This is a genomic window from Stenotrophomonas sp. HITSZ_GD (genome assembly GCF_029543105.1).
Lineage (GTDB): Bacteria > Pseudomonadota > Gammaproteobacteria > Xanthomonadales > Xanthomonadaceae > Stenotrophomonas_A.
Genome location: NZ_JARQXB010000019.1, coordinates 39,980 through 53,800 on the forward strand (window position 1 = coordinate 39,980; position 13,821 = coordinate 53,800).

The following is a 13,821-nucleotide window of genomic DNA, read 5'->3' on the forward strand; positions in this document are numbered from 1 at the left end:
TGCCATGAACGACCTCAACAACGCCGCGCCGATGCAGCGCATCGCCGTCCCGGCTTCGGGCGAGGCCGCGCTCGCGCCGGCCCCGGTCAAGCTGGCCGCGCGCAACCTGGACTTCTACTACGACAAGTTCCACGCGCTGAAGAACATCAACCTGGAAATCCCGGAAAAGCGCGTCACCGCGTTGATCGGCCCTTCCGGCTGCGGCAAGTCCACGTTGCTGCGCATCTTCAACCGCATCTACGCGCTGTACCCGAAGCTGGAAGCGCGGGGCGAGGTGCTGCTGGACGACGAGAACATCCTCTCCCCGAAGTACCCGATGAACCGCCTGCGCTCGAAGGTGGGCATGGTGTTCCAGAAGCCGGTGCCGTTCCCGATGACGATCTTCGAGAACGTGGCTTACGGCATCCGCCACCACGAGAAGCTCTCCAAGTCGGAAATGAATGACCGCGTGGAGCAGGCGCTGCGCCAGGGCGCGCTGTGGGACGAGGTGAAGAACAAGCTCAACCAGAGCGCGCTGGGCCTGTCCGGCGGCCAGCAGCAGCGCCTGTGCATCGCGCGCGCGGTGGCGTTGCGCCCGAGCGTGCTGCTGCTCGACGAGCCGACCTCGGCGCTGGACCCGATCTCCACCAGCCGCATCGAGCAGCTGGTCGAGGAGCTCAAGCGCGAATACACGATCGTCATCGTGACCCACAACATGCAGCAGGCCGCGCGCGTCTCCGACTACACCGCCTTCATGTACCTGGGCGACCTCATCGAGCACGACCGCACCGAAACCATCTTCCAGCAGCCCTCGAAGCAGCAGACCGAGGACTACATCACCGGCAGGTTCGGCTGAGGCCGGCGCCTCTCGCCTTCCCCGTCATCGCCGCCCGGGACACCCATGAACACCCTACCCAACGAACACATCGTGAAGAGCTACGACGAAGAGCAGCACCGGCTGGTCGCCGAGATCGTGCGCATGGGCGAAACCGCCGTGGCGCAGCTGGAGGCCGCGCTGGACGTGGTGGAGCGCCGCGACGACAACGCCGCGCACCGCATCATCGCCAACGACGAGGCCATCGACAGCCTGGAACATGCGATCAGCCATGACGTGATGCGCCTGGCGCTGCGTGGCCCGATGGCGCGCGACCTGCGGGAGATCCTCGCGGGCCTGCGCATCCCCGCCGACATCGAACGCATCGGCGACTACGCGGCGAACGTGGCCAAGCGCTCCATCGCGCTGAACGCGGTGCCGCCGCTGCCGCAGACCGTGGGCCTGCGCGCGCTCGGCCGGTTGGCGGCCGACCAGGTCCGCGACGCGCTGCACGCCTACCGCGACAACGACGGCGAGGCGGCGGTGCGCGTGCGCGATGCCGACGCGCGACTGGATGCGCAATACACCGCGTTCTTCCGCGAGCTGCTGACGTACATGATGGAAGACCCGCGCAACATCACCCCGTGCACGCACCTGCTGTTCATGGCCAAGAACCTGGAGCGCATCGGCGACCACGCGACCAACATCGCCGAGAACGTGTGGTTCCTGATCCACGGCGAGCAGCCGTTGCCGCCGCGCGAGAAGCGCGACGACACCAGCACCACGGTGACGCCCTGACGCCGCCTGCACGCGGCTTTGATGCCCTATTCAGGTTCGCCTGAATAGGGTGGACTCCACGGCGGGACCCCACATCCCCCGCTCGACCGGAGAAAGCTATGAAGCGTCTTATCGTTCCGCTGCTGGGTATTTCGCTGCTGCTGGGCACGGGTGCCGCGCTGGCCGATCCGCCGCACCATGATGATCGCGGCCCCGCGCATCGCCATGACGATCGCCACGACGATCGTCACCACGACAACGGCCGCCATAACGGCCCGCCGCCGCATGCCTGGGCCCGCGGCGAGCGCCTGCCGCACGACCACCGCGGCGTCTACGTGAGCGACTACCGCAAGCACGGCCTGAAGGCGCCGCCGCGCGGCCACGAGTGGCGCCGCGTGGACGACCGTTACGTGCTGATCGCGGTCGCCACCGGCTTGATCACCAGCGTGATCCTGGCCAGCCACTGATTCTCCTGCCTTTGATGGCTTCGAGGCCCTGCTTCTTGCAGGGCCTTTTTGTTGGGGATGGGTTCGTGAGGACCGCCATGCGGTTCTCGCGCGAATCGAACGCGCTAAGCTCCCCGAAAATCACCGGCAGGTTCCGCCCATGAATCCCCCGATCCGCAAAACGGCCGTGCTGGCCACCACCCTGGCCACTACCGCGCTGCTCGCCTCCCCCGCCTTCGCGATGACCGACCTGGCGCAGGGCTACGCCCTCCCGGCCAGCACGCCGCCGGCCACCGGCAAGCCCAACACCCCGCCGCCGGCCGAGCCGCCGGTGCCCACCAGCCAGCAAGCCAGTTCCGAACACGCCCACAGCGAAGGCAAGTGCGGTGCGAACATGCCGCAGGCCGAGAAGCCACATGAGGCGGCCGACAAGCACCGCGACACCGGCAACGCCGCCGACAAGGGCATGGAGGGCAAGTGCGGCGAAGGCAAATGCGGTGCCAGCCTCTGAGCCACGCCTTCCCGCGCGGGCGGCGGTGGGCCTGGGCCTGCGCCGCGCGCTCCTGCCCGAGCTGCTCGCCGCCGATCCGGCCCCGTTCGATTTCCTCGAATGCGCGCCTGACAACTGGGTCGGCATCGGCGGCCTGGCGGCCGAGCAACTGCGCACCCTTTCGCGTCGCGTCCCGCTGACCTGCCACGGGCTGTCGCTGTCGCTGGGTGGCGTGGCGCCGCTGGACCGCGAATTCCTTGCGGCAACACGGCGCTTTCTGGATGCGCACGAGGTGGCCCTGTACAGCGAACACCTGAGCTGGTGCGACGACGGTGCGCAGCTGTACGAACTGTTGCCGCTGCCGCATAGCGAGGAAGCGGTGCGCCATGTCGCCGCGCGCATCCGCCAGGCACAGGACGCGCTCGGGCGCCGCATCGCGATAGAGAACGTCTCGCGCTACGCAACGCCGCCGGCCGGCGCCTCGCCGATGTCCGAGGCCGACTTCGTGCGGGCCGTGCTGGCCGAGGCGGACTGCGACCTGTTGCTGGACGTCAACAACGTGCAGGTGAACGCGCTGAATGTCGGCGTGGACGCGCGGGCGTTCATCGCCGCGATGCCCAGCGCGCGCATCGCCTGCCTGCACGTGGCCGGGCACGATACGCACGAAAGCGGCCTGCGGATCGACACGCACGGCCGCCCGGTGGACGAGGCGGTCTGGGCGCTGCTGGCGCATGCCTATGCCTGCCATGGCCCGCGCCCGACCCTGCTCGAACGCGACAGCCAGCTCCCGCCGCTGGCGGTGCTCGCGGACGAATTGGCGCGCATCCGTGCCGTGCGCGATGCCGCGACGGCGATGCCGGCGTGAGCACCTTGCAGGCCCAGCAGCACGCGTTCGCGGCGTACCTGCGCGATCCGGGCGCGCATGCGCCGCCGCAAGGCTTCGACCCCGAAGCCGCCGCGCTCTATCGGCAGCTGTTCCGCCGCAACATCGGCCAGTTGCTGGCGGCGAACTTCCCGGTGATCCGCGCCACGCTCGCGCCCGATGCGTGGGACGCACTGGGCGACGCGTTCTGCCGCGACCACCGCGCGCGCACGCCGGTGTTCCCCCGCTTCGGGGCGGAATTCGTGTCCTTCCTCGAACACCATCCGTTGCCCGGCCATGCGCCCTGGCTGGCGGAGCTGGCGCGCCACGAATGGACCGAGCAGTCGCTGCGCATCGACGACACGCCGCTGCCCGCCCACGACCCGCAAGGCGACCTGCTCGCCGGCATCCCCGTGTGCTCGCCCTGGCTGCGGCTGGAAAGCTATCGCTGGCCAGTGCACCGAATCGGCCCCACCCTCCCGCCTCCCGCGCCGCTGGAGGAACCGGTGTGGCTATTGGCCCGGCGCGATGCGCAGGGCCAGGTGCGCTTTGCCGAACTCGGCGCCTGGACCGCGCGCCTGTTGCACTGGCTGGACGCACCCGGGCCGGACACCGGCGGGCAGCGCCTGCGGCACCTCGCACGCGAGGCCGGCGCCGAGGGCGATGAGGTGTTGCTCGCGCACGCCGAGGCGCTGCTGCGCCGTTTGCACGCCCAGGGCAGCGTGCTCGGCACGCGTATCGGCACCTGAATCGCGCCGGGCGCTGCAAACTGGGCCCGCGGGCGACCTGCTAGGCTATTGCGATGAACGAGAACGTCGAAAGCACCGGGGCCGCGCCCATCGTCACGCCGATGTCGCGCCGCTTCCGGGGCTACCTGCCGGTGGTGGTGGACGTGGAAACCGGCGGCTTCGACTGGAACCGGCACGCGCTGCTGGAGATCGCCGTCGTGCCGATCGAGATGGACGCCAACGGCCTGCTGTATCCCGGCGAGACCAGCAGCGCGCACGTGGTGCCGGCGCCGGGCACGGACATCGACCCGAAATCGCTGGAAGTGACCGGCATCGTGCTCGACCATCCGTTCCGTTTCGCCAAGGAAGAGAAGGCCGCGCTGGACCACGTGTTCGCGCCGGTGCGCGCGGCGGTGAAGAAGCACGGCTGCCAGCGCGCGATCCTGGTGGGCCACAACGCGCACTTCGACTTGAACTTCCTCAATGCGGCGGTCGCGCGCACGTCCCACAAGCGCAACCCGTTCCACCCCTTCAGCGTGTTCGACACCGTGACCCTGGCCGGCGTGGCCTATGGCCAGACGGTGTTGGCGCGCGCCGCGCAGGCCGCCGGGCTGGACTGGAACGCGGCCGATGCGCACAGCGCCGTCTACGACACCGAGCAGACCGCGCGCCTGTTCTGCAAGATCACCAACGCCTGGCCGAGCCCCACGCCGTAAGGGCCGCATACGCGGCTACCGCCGCCCGGCGCGTCAGCCGATCCGAATCCGGTCGCGCCCGTCGCTCTTGGCCTCGTACAGCGCGTGGTCCGCACGCTGCAGCAGCGAGGAGCCGGACTCGTCCTCGCGCAGCTCCGCCACGCCGGCGCTGAAGGTCACCCGCAATCCCTCGATGCCGCCCCAGTCCGAGCGCGCATGGAACAGCTCGCGGATCCGCGCGCACACGCGCTCGGCCTCTTCGGCCGGCGTGTCGCTCAGCAGGATGGCGAATTCCTCACCGCCCAGGCGCGCCGGCAGGTCCGAGGCGCGGCAGGCGGCGGTGAGCAGCGCGCCCACCTCGTGCAGCACCGCATCGCCGGTGGCGTGCGAGTGGCGGTCGTTGATCAGCTTGAAGTGGTCGATGTCCAGGATCACCAGCGACAGCAACCGCCCACTGCGCCGCGCGCGGCTGAGATCGCGCGCCAACGCCTCATCAAACTGGCGGCGGTTGGGCAGCCCGGTCAGCGCGTCCTCGTGGGCCTGCCGCTCGAAGGCGTCCGAGCGCAGGCGCAGGCGGGTCAGCAGCTCGCTCTTTTCCTGGTTGGCCAGCAGCAGGCGCTGGGCCTGCTGCTGCAGGTCCTGGGTGCGCTCGCGCACCAGTTCGGCCAGGCGCTCGTTGCGCCGCTTGTAGCGCTGGATGCCGAAGCGGTACAGCGCCACCAGCAGCAGCACCAGGGCTAGCGCGGCGATGGCCTGCACGTCGTGGCGCTGCCACCACAGCGGCGCGATGCTGAAACGCAGCACCGCCTCGCGCTCGCTCCAGCGGCCGCCGGGGTGGCGGGCGGAGACGTGCAGGATGTACTGGCCCGGCGCCAGGCCGATGAATTCCACGTTGCGCTGCCGCCCGCGTTCGATCCATTCGCTGTCCAGCCCTTCCAGGCGGGTGCGGTACTCGATGCGCTCGGACAGCAGGTAGCTCAGGCCGACATACGTCACCGACACCCGGCTGCGTCCGGGCACGCGCAGCCGCGGCGCTTCTTGCCAGCCCTGCGGCTGGCCGTCGACCTGCACGCTTTCGATCACCGGCGGTGGCGGCGTGCGCTCGCGCAAGGCATCCAGGCGCACCGGGTCGAGCGTGGCCAGGCCCCCGGCGGTGGCGACCCACACCGTGCCGTCGCGGCGCACCAGCGCGGACGGCGCGGAGCTGCCGTTGCCCTGGGAATTCGCCATGCCATCCATTTCGTTGAAATGCTCCACGGCGATCCGGCGCTCGCGGCCCTTGGCCACGGCGTTGAGCGTGGCCATCTGCGTGCGCATCAGCCCGCGGTTGCTGCTGATCCACACGTTGTTGTCGTGGTCGGCCACCATCTGGAACACCGCATCGACCGGCATGCCCTGCTCCAGGCCGACGCGCGCCAGCTGGCCGTCGCGGTAGCGGTACAAGCCGCGGTCGCTGCTGATCCACATGTCCGCGCCCGCGCGGTGGAAGCCGAACACGGTGCGCGCACCGCCCAGCGCTTCCAGGTCCGGATGCGCCACCTGCCCGTCGTCGCGCAGCAGGTAGGCGCCCTGAATGGTGCCGATCCACAGCGCGCCGCGGCTGCTGGCCAGGGCGGTGATAAGCCCGGTGGGCACGCCGGGCGTGCGCACCAGGCGCGGTTGGTCGCGCGCCATGGCCACCACGCCGTGCTGGGTACCCAGCCAGACGGTGCCGTCCTCGTCCACGGTGATGGCGCGGATGTTGCCGGCCGGCAGGTTGTCGCCGAAGCCGAAGTGGCGCAGGTTCGCGCCGTCGATGCGGTAGACGCCGTCGCCGTAGGTGCCCACCCACAGGCGGCCCTCGCGGTCCTCGGCCAGGCTCAGCACCGCCGGCGCGCGGCCATTGCTTTCCGGCAGCGGGTAGTGGCGGATGTGGCCGTCCAGCTCGACCACGTCCAGCCCGGTCGAACTGCCCACCCACAGCCGCCCAAGCCGGTCTTCCAGCACGCTGCGGGTGTAATCGCCGCTCAGGCCATCGCGCCGGGTGACGTTGGCGATCAGCGTCTCGCGCAGGCGGAACAGGCCGGCATTGGCACCGACCCAGATGCTGCCCTCCGCATCCTCGAACAAGCTGCTGATGCGACCGCCGGGAATCGACACGCTCGGCGGGAAGCGCTCCACGCCCCGGCGGCCGATGCGGAACAGGCCGTTGTTCTCCGTGCCCACCCACAATTCGCCGCGCCGGTCCTGCAGCAGCGCGGTGAGGTGGCCCTGGCCGGGCACGCGATGCTTGAGCACCGCCTCGCCGTCTTCCAGCCGGTACAGCCCGTCGCCGGCGGCGAACCACAGCGCGCCATCCGGCGCCATGTACGGCCAGGCCAGCCCGGGCGGCAGGTGGAAGCCGGCCGGGGCGCGATGGAAGCTGCCGTCGGTGTCGCGATAGACCAGGCCGTCGAAGGTGCCGACCCACACGCGGTCGCGCGCATCCACGGCCAGGCGCATGTAGCTCACCGTCAGCGGCATGTCCGGCGGCGAGGGCTGGTAGACCATCTTGCCGTCGGTGCCCAGGTAGCCCAGGCCGTTGCCCTCGAACAGCAGCCACAGCCGGCCCTGGCTGTCGGCCTGCATGCCCTGGATGATCACCTGCGGCGCCGGGTCTTGGTGCGGCCACCACCGCCAGGCGTTGCTGGCGGGGTCGAAGCGGCCGACGTCGCCACGCGAATCACTCAGCCACAGATGGCCCTGGTTATCGATGAACAACGTGCCCACGCCGTTGTCGAGCAGCCCCGGGCGGGTGCCGCGGTCGAACACGGTGAAGTCCAGGCCGTTGTAGCGCACCAGCCCTTCCCAGGTGGCGAACCACAGGTGGCCCTCGGCCGTCTGCGCGATGGCGCGGATGGAGTTGTGCGGCAGGCCCTCGCGCGAGGTCCATACGTCGATGGCGTAATCGCGCAGCGGCGGCGTGCCGGGGTTGGCCGCCGGCGCCCGCCCTGCGCACAGCCCCAGGAGCGCGGCCAGCAGCAGCCAAAGGCCGCCCTGCCACGGCCGGACCATGGTGGGACGGGACAATGGGATTCGCCGCAGGCGGAGCGAGGACATGGAGGGACGGGAAAGGTTCTCGAGACGGAGGAGGCAAGAACCGGGCCACTGCGCCGCAGCGGGGCCCGCCAGGCTCACCCCTGCCGCTGGCGCACCGCCTCGAACAGGGTCACGCCCGCCGCCACCGACACGTTGAGGCTTTCGATCTCGCCCGGCATCGGGATGCGCACCAGGCCATCGCAATGCTCGCGGGTCAGGCGGCGCAGGCCATCGGCCTCGCCCCCCAGTACCAGCGCGACGTTGCCGCGCAGGTCCAGCGAGTACAGGGAAGCCTCGGCTTCGCCTGCCAGGCCGTAAATCCACACGCCCAGCTTCTGGATCTCGCGCAGGCAGCGCGACAGGTTGGTGACCGCCACCACCGGGATACGGTCGGCGGCACCCGCGGAAGTCTTGCGCACGGTCGCGTTGACCGTGGCCGATTTGTCCTTGGGAATCACCACCGCGGTAACACCGGCGGCGGCCGCGCTGCGCAGGCACGCACCGAGATTGTGCGGGTCCTGCACCCCATCGAGCACCAGCAGCAGCGCCTTGCCCTCGGCCGCCTCGACCAGGCCCGGCAGCTCGCTCTCGGCCCAGGTCTGGGCGGCGGCATAGCGCGCGGCCACGCCCTGGTGGCGCACCTGGCCGCCGACGCCGTCGAGCGCCTGCCCGCTGACGCGGCGCACGTCGATACCCTTGCGGCGGGCGTTCTCTTCGATTTCCTGCAGGCGCGGATTCTTGCTGCCGGCCTCGACCAACACCTCGCGCACGTGGTCGGCGTCATTCTCGATCGAGGACGCGACGGCGTTGACGCCGACGATCCATTGGTTCTGCTTGCTCATGCGGACGGGGGGCGGGGGATGGCCGAAAGAAGCCAATGGTAGGGGTTATGGCCGGTGCTGGCACGGCCCGCGTGGTCGTAGGGCCCCGCCCTACCCGGCCGGCGGCCAGCGGACGGTGTCGTGATCCGGGTGCTGGCAGGACACCAGCGCGGCCAGGAAGGGGGTGGCCTGGACGTCTTGCTCGGTGCGGGTTCCCGGCAAGGCGGCCAGGCCCTCGACGAAGGGCAGCCGCGCCTCCAGCCCGAACTGCAGGCGCGGCGCGATGGCGGCCGGCTCATCGAATGCGCCGTGCGCCACCGCCATGCCATCCGGCGCCTCGTAGGGCAGCGGGGTGCCGCAATCGCCGCAGAAGCCGCGCCGCACCAGGTTGGAGGACGCGAAGTGGCGCGGCGCGCCGCGGGTCCAGGCGAAATCCGCGCCACGCACCGACACCAATGGCGCGTAATACGCGCCGAAGGCTTTCTGGCACATCCGGCAGTGGCAGATCGACGCTTCCAGGTCGCCTTCGACCCGGAAGCGCACCGCGCCGCACTGGCATCCACCACTGTACCGGCCCATGGCATCGCCCTCAGTAAGGCTGCTTCTTGCGCTTGGCCGGTTGCCCGCGCGGCGGCGGCGGCGCCGGTTCGGCGTCCTTGGCTTCCACCAGGCGGAAATCGATCTTGCGCTCTTCCATGCTGGCCTTCAGCACCAGCACGCGCACGCGGTCGCCGAGCCGGAATTCCAGGCCGCGGCGCTCGCCCGAGAGCGTCTTGCGGATCGGGTCGAAGTGGTAATAGTCCTGCGGCAGCTGGGTGACGTGGACCAGGCCGTTGACCTTGGACTCGTCCAGCTCCACGAACAGGCCGAAGCTGGTCACGCCGCTGATCACGCCATCGAACTGGCCGCCGACGTGTTTTTCCATCCAGGCCGCGCGGTAGCGCTCGTCCACTTCGCGCTCGGCCTCGTCGGCGCGGCGCTCGCGCTCGGAGCACTGCAGCGCCAGCGCCGCCATCTCGCGGGCGGAGTAGAGGTACTTGTCGGCGCGCCCGCCGGTCAGCGCGTACTTGATCGCGCGATGCACCAGCAGGTCCGGGTACCGGCGGATCGGCGAGGTGAAGTGTGCATACGCATCCAGCGCCAGGCCGAAGTGGCCCTGGTTGTCCGGCGAATACACCGCCAGGCTCTGGCTGCGCAGCAACACCGATTCGAGCAGCGCCGAATCCGGGCGCTCGCGCACCTTCTTCAGCAGCTTGGTGTAATCGCCCGGCTTGACCTTGCTCCACGGCGGCAGGCTGAGCTTGAACTCCTTGAGGAATTCCAGCAGGTCTTCGTACTTGTGCTCCGGCGGGCGCTCGTGGATGCGGAACGGCGCCGGGATGTGGTGGGCGATGAGGTAGCGCGCGGCCTGCACGTTGGCCGCGATCATGCATTCCTCGATGAGCTTGTGCGCGTCGTTGCGCACCAGCATGCCCGCCTGGGTGACCTCGCCGCGGTTGTCCAGCACGAAGCGCACCTCGGAGGATTCGAACTCGATCGCCCCACGCTGCGTACGCGCCTTCGCCAGCACGTGGTAGAGCTGGAACAGCTGCTGCACCTGCGGCAGGAGCGCGCCGACCTGCGCCTTGGCGTCGGCATCGTCCTCGCCCACCGCCTTCCAGACCTGGGTGTAGGTCAGGCGCGCGTGCGAGTTCATCACCGCCTCGTAGAAGCGCGAGGACGTCACCTCACCCGCGCGGTCCACCTGCATGTCGCAGACGAAGCACATGCGGTCGACCTTGGGATTGAGCGAGCAGATGCCGTTGGAGAGCGTCTCCGGCAGCATCGGCACCACGAAACCGGGGAAGTACACCGAGGTGGCGCGCTTTTGCGCCTCGTCGTCCAGCGGCGTGCCGGGGCGCACGTAGTGCGAGACGTCGGCAATGGCGACCACGAGGCGGAAGCCATCGCGGGTGGGCTCGCAGTAGACCGCGTCGTCGAAGTCCTTGGCGTCCTCGCCGTCGATGGTGACCAGCGGGGTGGAACGCAGGTCGACGCGACCGCCGATCATCGAAGGCTCGACCACCAGCGGCACCGCGGCGGCTTCGTCCAGCACTTCCTGCGGGAACTCGTGCGGCAGGTCGTGGCCGTGGATGGCGGTCTCCACCACCAGCGACGGGGTGAGCTTGTCGCCCAGCACCGCGATGATCTTGCCGATTGCCGGGCGGCGACCATCCGGCGGGGCGATCATCTCGCATACCACCAGCTGGCCCTCGCGCGCGCCGCCAGTCTGGTCGGCGGGAATTTGCAGGTTGCGCTGGATGCGCTTGTCGTCCGGATCGACGTAGGCGATGCCGAGTTCGTAGAAGAAGCGCCCGATCAGCCGGGTGACGCGGCGTTCCAGCACGCGGGCGATGCTGCCCTCGCGGCGGCCGCGGCGGTCGATGCCGGTGACGTTGGCCAGCGCGCGGTCGCCGTGCATCACCTTGCGCATCTCGAACGGCGGCAGGAACAGGTCATCGCCGCCCTCGTCCGGGCGCAGGAAGCCGAAGCCGTCCGGGTTGGCGATCACCACGCCGGCAATCAGGTTGGTGTGCTTCACCGGCGCATAGCCGCCGCGGCGGTTCTGCACCAGCTGCGCCTCGCGCACCATCGCGGCGAGGCGCTTGCCCAGCGCATCGATGCGATGCGACAGGCCCAGGCGCTCGGCGATCTCCTCGGCGGTCTGCGGGCCATCGCATTGCTCGAGCAGCTGCAGGATGGCCTCGCGGCTGGCGATGGGCTCGGCGTAGCGCTCGGCCTCGCGGGCGGCATGGGGGTCCTGGAAGGAGGATGCCGCGCCGCCGGACATCGGCACGCGTTCGACCTGCGGCGGCGGGACGCGGCGACCGCGCCGGCCCTCGCCCGCCGGCGCCGCGGGCCCTGGCGCTGACTTGCCGGACTTGCCGGCCTTGCCTGTCTTGCGGGCGCCTTGGGACGGCGCGCTCAGCGACTCCGGCATCCAGGGCGGCAGCTTCGCCTTACCCGATTTGCCCCCCTTGCCGGCGTTGCCCTGCGGGTTCGACTTGCCCGGCGCGGATTTGCGCGCGGGGGAGCTTGGGGCCTGGCCGGCATCCCTGGCGTTCTTCTTTTTCATTCAGGAATGGTAGCGCCCTGACCCATCAATCCGGTGTCATGCTCAAGTGATATACGGATTCCGCACAAAACCGTTGACAGCCCTCCGCCTCATCACCACAATACGCGGCTCACCTGCCCAGGTGGCGGAATTGGTAGACGCACTAGTTTCAGGTACTAGCGGGTAAAACCGTGGAGGTTCGAGTCCTCTCCTGGGCACCAGACATAAAAAAAACACCGCTTCGGCGGTGTTTTTTTTATGTCCGGTGCCGGGCCTCGTGGCTTCCTATCCCCGCGCCTTCGGCGCGCCCCCTTAACAAAGGGGGCTGTTCTCCATCGAGTGACTTGCCGGCTGAGGGTCAGGGCGCTGTTATGCCCACCTCTCTTAGCGATTGCGCCCAGATGCGGTAACCGGCCTCGCTCGGGTGGGTGGTGTCCGGGAACAGCGCCTCCGGCAGGGTGCCGTCCTTTTGCAGGAAACGGCTGCCGATATCCATGAAACGGATATTCGGATCCTTGCCGAAACGGGCGGCGAGCAGGCGGTTGGTTTCCTCGATTGGCTTGCGCAAGGCGTCGCCCGCATGCCGGCCGCGCGGGAAGATGCCCATCAGCACCACCTTGGCGCGCGGCAGGCGCGTGCGCACCTGCGCCACCACCTCTTCCACGCCAGCAGCCACTTCTGCCGGCGTGCTGGCGCGCGCATGCTCGGTGCCGGTCAGGTTGTTGGTGCCGATGTTGACCACCACCCAGCGCGGGTCCAGGCCGTCCAGTTCGCCCTGCCGGATGCGCCACAGCACGTTCTGCGTGCGGTCCCAGCCGAAGCCGAGGTTGAGCACCGGGCGCTCGCCGTAGAGCCACCGCCACGATTCCGGCCCGCTGGCGCGCACGCCGCGCGGTTCGCCACTCCAGAAATGGGTGATCGAATCGCCGATCATCACCACCTCCGGGTGCAGGGTGCGCGCCGCGGCGAGCGCGCCGCGATGACGCGCGAACCAGTCGTACGAATCCTGCTCCAGCCATGGCACCGGGATCAGCGCCGGGTTGAACGCGGTGCCGAGCTGCGCCATGGGCACGCGCGTCGGTTCGCCGAGCATGCGCGCCAGCGTCGGCTCGATGGCCTCGGCCATCATCCGCTGGCCGATCGTGTCCGGATGCAATGCGCCGGCCGGCGGGCTGAAGCGGGTGTCGTAGAAGCGCGTGGTGTCCAGCTTGCCGTCCCGCTGGAAAATCGCGCCGATGTCGAGGAAGGTCACGCGCGGATTGTCCGCGTAGCGCTCGGCCAGGTAGCGGTTGACCGCCGCATCGGCGCGCGTTTTCTCCGCGGAGATGTCGCTGGGCAGCAGGCCCAGTAGCAGGATGCGTGTGTCAGGCAGCTTCTGCTCGAGCTTGGCCACCACCGCATCGATGCCCAGCTGGGTATCGAGCGCGCCCTGCTGGAGCCAGCCGGTGTTGTTGGTGCCGATCAGCAGCACCGCCACCTTCGGCTGCAGCCCATCGACCTCGCCGTGCTCCAGCCGCCACAGCACATGCTGGGTGCCATCGCCGCTGAAGCCCAGGTTGATCGCCCCGCGCGCACCGTAGAACGTCTCCCACGTCGGCAGGAAATCCTCGTCCGGCGCCTGGGCCTTCTCGTAGTTGTGGGTCATGGAATCGCCGATCAGCAGCAGCGGCGCCCGCGGGCTGGCCTGGACCTGCGCAAGCAGCTGCGCGTGGCGCGCCGCCCACCACGGCTGGTCCAGGCGATCAGTGGGCATGGCCGAAGCGGGCACGTCGGCGGCCAGGCCGGTGAGCGGCAAGAACAACAGCGCGAGTGACAACAGGCCGGCGCGCAACGCGGCGTGGGGCAACGTCATCTGGACCTTTCCTTCGGGATGCCTCGCGATTGTCCGCGCCGCCCTCGGCACGCGACAAGCGGCCGAGTTTTTTTTCGTGACGCTGTCTTGACAGTGCACTTAGCTCAGGACAAAATTCGCTTCCTGAAATGCCCAGGTGGCGGAATTGGTAGACGCACTAGTTTCAGGTACTAGCGGGTAAAACCGTGGAGGTTCGAGTCCTCTCC

The 13,821-nt window shown here is 69.5% G+C and carries 12 protein-coding genes and 1 tRNA gene; 8 read left to right on the plus strand and 5 right to left on the minus strand.

Translation table 11 applies throughout. From position 1 onward, the window contains the following. Nucleotides 1-4 precede the first annotated feature (4 nt). The 7 genes from pstB to rnt all read left to right on the plus strand — a co-directional run bounded on the left by pstB (nt 5) and on the right by rnt (nt 4,812). On the plus strand, nt 5-835 hold the full coding sequence (gene pstB, locus P6166_RS15370) for a phosphate ABC transporter ATP-binding protein PstB (RefSeq protein ID WP_277765319.1): 831 nt from the start codon (nt 5-7) through the stop codon (nt 833-835). A gap of 45 nt (nt 836-880) precedes the next feature. After that, a complete protein-coding gene (phoU, locus tag P6166_RS15375) occupies nt 881-1,591 on the plus strand; it encodes a phosphate signaling complex protein PhoU (RefSeq protein ID WP_130318027.1) in 711 nt (236 codons plus the stop codon). Nucleotides 1,592-1,689: 98 nt separating this feature from the next. Continuing rightward, a complete protein-coding gene (locus P6166_RS15380; protein WP_277765320.1) occupies nt 1,690-2,037 on the plus strand; it encodes an RcnB family protein in 348 nt (115 codons plus the stop codon). Nucleotides 2,038-2,176: 139 nt separating this feature from the next. Then, nucleotides 2,177-2,527, plus strand: a complete 351-nt coding sequence (locus tag P6166_RS15385) for a hypothetical protein (protein ID WP_277765321.1) — start codon at nt 2,177-2,179, stop codon at nt 2,525-2,527. Beyond that, a complete protein-coding gene (locus P6166_RS15390) occupies nt 2,514-3,371 on the plus strand; it encodes a DUF692 domain-containing protein (RefSeq protein ID WP_277765322.1) in 858 nt (285 codons plus the stop codon). Before P6166_RS15385 ends, P6166_RS15390 begins: the two co-directional genes overlap by 14 nt. Beyond that, a complete protein-coding gene (locus P6166_RS15395) occupies nt 3,368-4,117 on the plus strand; it encodes a putative DNA-binding domain-containing protein (RefSeq protein WP_277765323.1) in 750 nt (249 codons plus the stop codon). Before P6166_RS15390 ends, P6166_RS15395 begins: the two co-directional genes overlap by 4 nt. A 53-nt stretch (nt 4,118-4,170) precedes the next feature. Then, the gene (rnt, locus tag P6166_RS15400; RefSeq protein ID WP_277765324.1) at nt 4,171-4,812 is read left to right on the plus strand and encodes a ribonuclease T; all 642 of its coding nucleotides are present in this window, start codon (nt 4,171-4,173) and stop codon (nt 4,810-4,812) included. Between the two features lie 33 nt (nt 4,813-4,845). Here the strand turns inward: rnt and P6166_RS15405 are convergent, their stop codons facing one another. From P6166_RS15405 to rnr, 4 genes are all read right to left on the minus strand, one after another. After that, nucleotides 4,846-7,824: a ligand-binding sensor domain-containing diguanylate cyclase gene (locus tag P6166_RS15405; protein ID WP_277765329.1), complete on the minus strand. Its 2,979-nt coding sequence runs from the start codon at nt 7,822-7,824 to the stop codon at nt 4,846-4,848. A gap of 119 nt (nt 7,825-7,943) precedes the next feature. After that, the gene (rlmB, locus tag P6166_RS15410) at nt 7,944-8,690 is read right to left on the minus strand and encodes a 23S rRNA (guanosine(2251)-2'-O)-methyltransferase RlmB (protein WP_277765325.1); all 747 of its coding nucleotides are present in this window, start codon (nt 8,688-8,690) and stop codon (nt 7,944-7,946) included. 90 nt (nt 8,691-8,780) lie between these two features. Further along, complete coding sequence (locus P6166_RS15415) at nt 8,781-9,248, minus strand: GFA family protein (RefSeq protein ID WP_277765326.1); 468 nt, start codon at nt 9,246-9,248, stop codon at nt 8,781-8,783. Between the two features lie 10 nt (nt 9,249-9,258). Next, nucleotides 9,259-11,649, minus strand: a complete 2,391-nt coding sequence (gene rnr / locus P6166_RS15420) for a ribonuclease R (RefSeq protein ID WP_277765330.1) — start codon at nt 11,647-11,649, stop codon at nt 9,259-9,261. Between the two features lie 250 nt (nt 11,650-11,899). Between rnr and P6166_RS15425 the strand changes: the two genes are divergently transcribed. Next, nucleotides 11,900-11,984: transfer RNA gene (locus P6166_RS15425), tRNA-Leu, on the plus strand. Nucleotides 11,985-12,121: 137 nt separating this feature from the next. Here the strand turns inward: P6166_RS15425 and P6166_RS15430 are convergent. After that, nucleotides 12,122-13,516: a GDSL-type esterase/lipase family protein gene (locus P6166_RS15430; protein WP_277765331.1), complete on the minus strand. Its 1,395-nt coding sequence runs from the start codon at nt 13,514-13,516 to the stop codon at nt 12,122-12,124. Nucleotides 13,517-13,821 lie beyond the last annotated feature (305 nt).

Excerpts from the sequence above, each read along its gene's own strand:
- pstB (WP_277765319.1), top strand. The coding sequence starts at position 5 with ATGAACGACCTCAACAACGCCGCGCCGATGCAGCGCATCGCCGTCCCG.
- phoU (WP_130318027.1), top strand. The coding sequence starts at position 881 with ATGAACACCCTACCCAACGAACACATCGTGAAGAGCTACGACGAAGAG.
- P6166_RS15380 (WP_277765320.1), top strand. The coding sequence starts at position 1,690 with ATGAAGCGTCTTATCGTTCCGCTGCTGGGTATTTCGCTGCTGCTGGGC.
- P6166_RS15385 (WP_277765321.1), top strand. The coding sequence starts at position 2,177 with ATGAATCCCCCGATCCGCAAAACGGCCGTGCTGGCCACCACCCTGGCC.
- rnt (WP_277765324.1), top strand. The coding sequence starts at position 4,171 with ATGAACGAGAACGTCGAAAGCACCGGGGCCGCGCCCATCGTCACGCCG.
- P6166_RS15405 (WP_277765329.1), bottom strand. The coding sequence starts at position 7,824 with ATGGTCCGGCCGTGGCAGGGCGGCCTTTGGCTGCTGCTGGCCGCGCTC.
- rlmB (WP_277765325.1), bottom strand. The coding sequence starts at position 8,690 with ATGAGCAAGCAGAACCAATGGATCGTCGGCGTCAACGCCGTCGCGTCC.
- P6166_RS15415 (WP_277765326.1), bottom strand. The coding sequence starts at position 9,248 with ATGGGCCGGTACAGTGGTGGATGCCAGTGCGGCGCGGTGCGCTTCCGG.
- rnr (WP_277765330.1), bottom strand. The coding sequence starts at position 11,649 with ATGCCGGAGTCGCTGAGCGCGCCGTCCCAAGGCGCCCGCAAGACAGGC.
- P6166_RS15430 (WP_277765331.1), bottom strand. The coding sequence starts at position 13,516 with ATGCCCACTGATCGCCTGGACCAGCCGTGGTGGGCGGCGCGCCACGCG.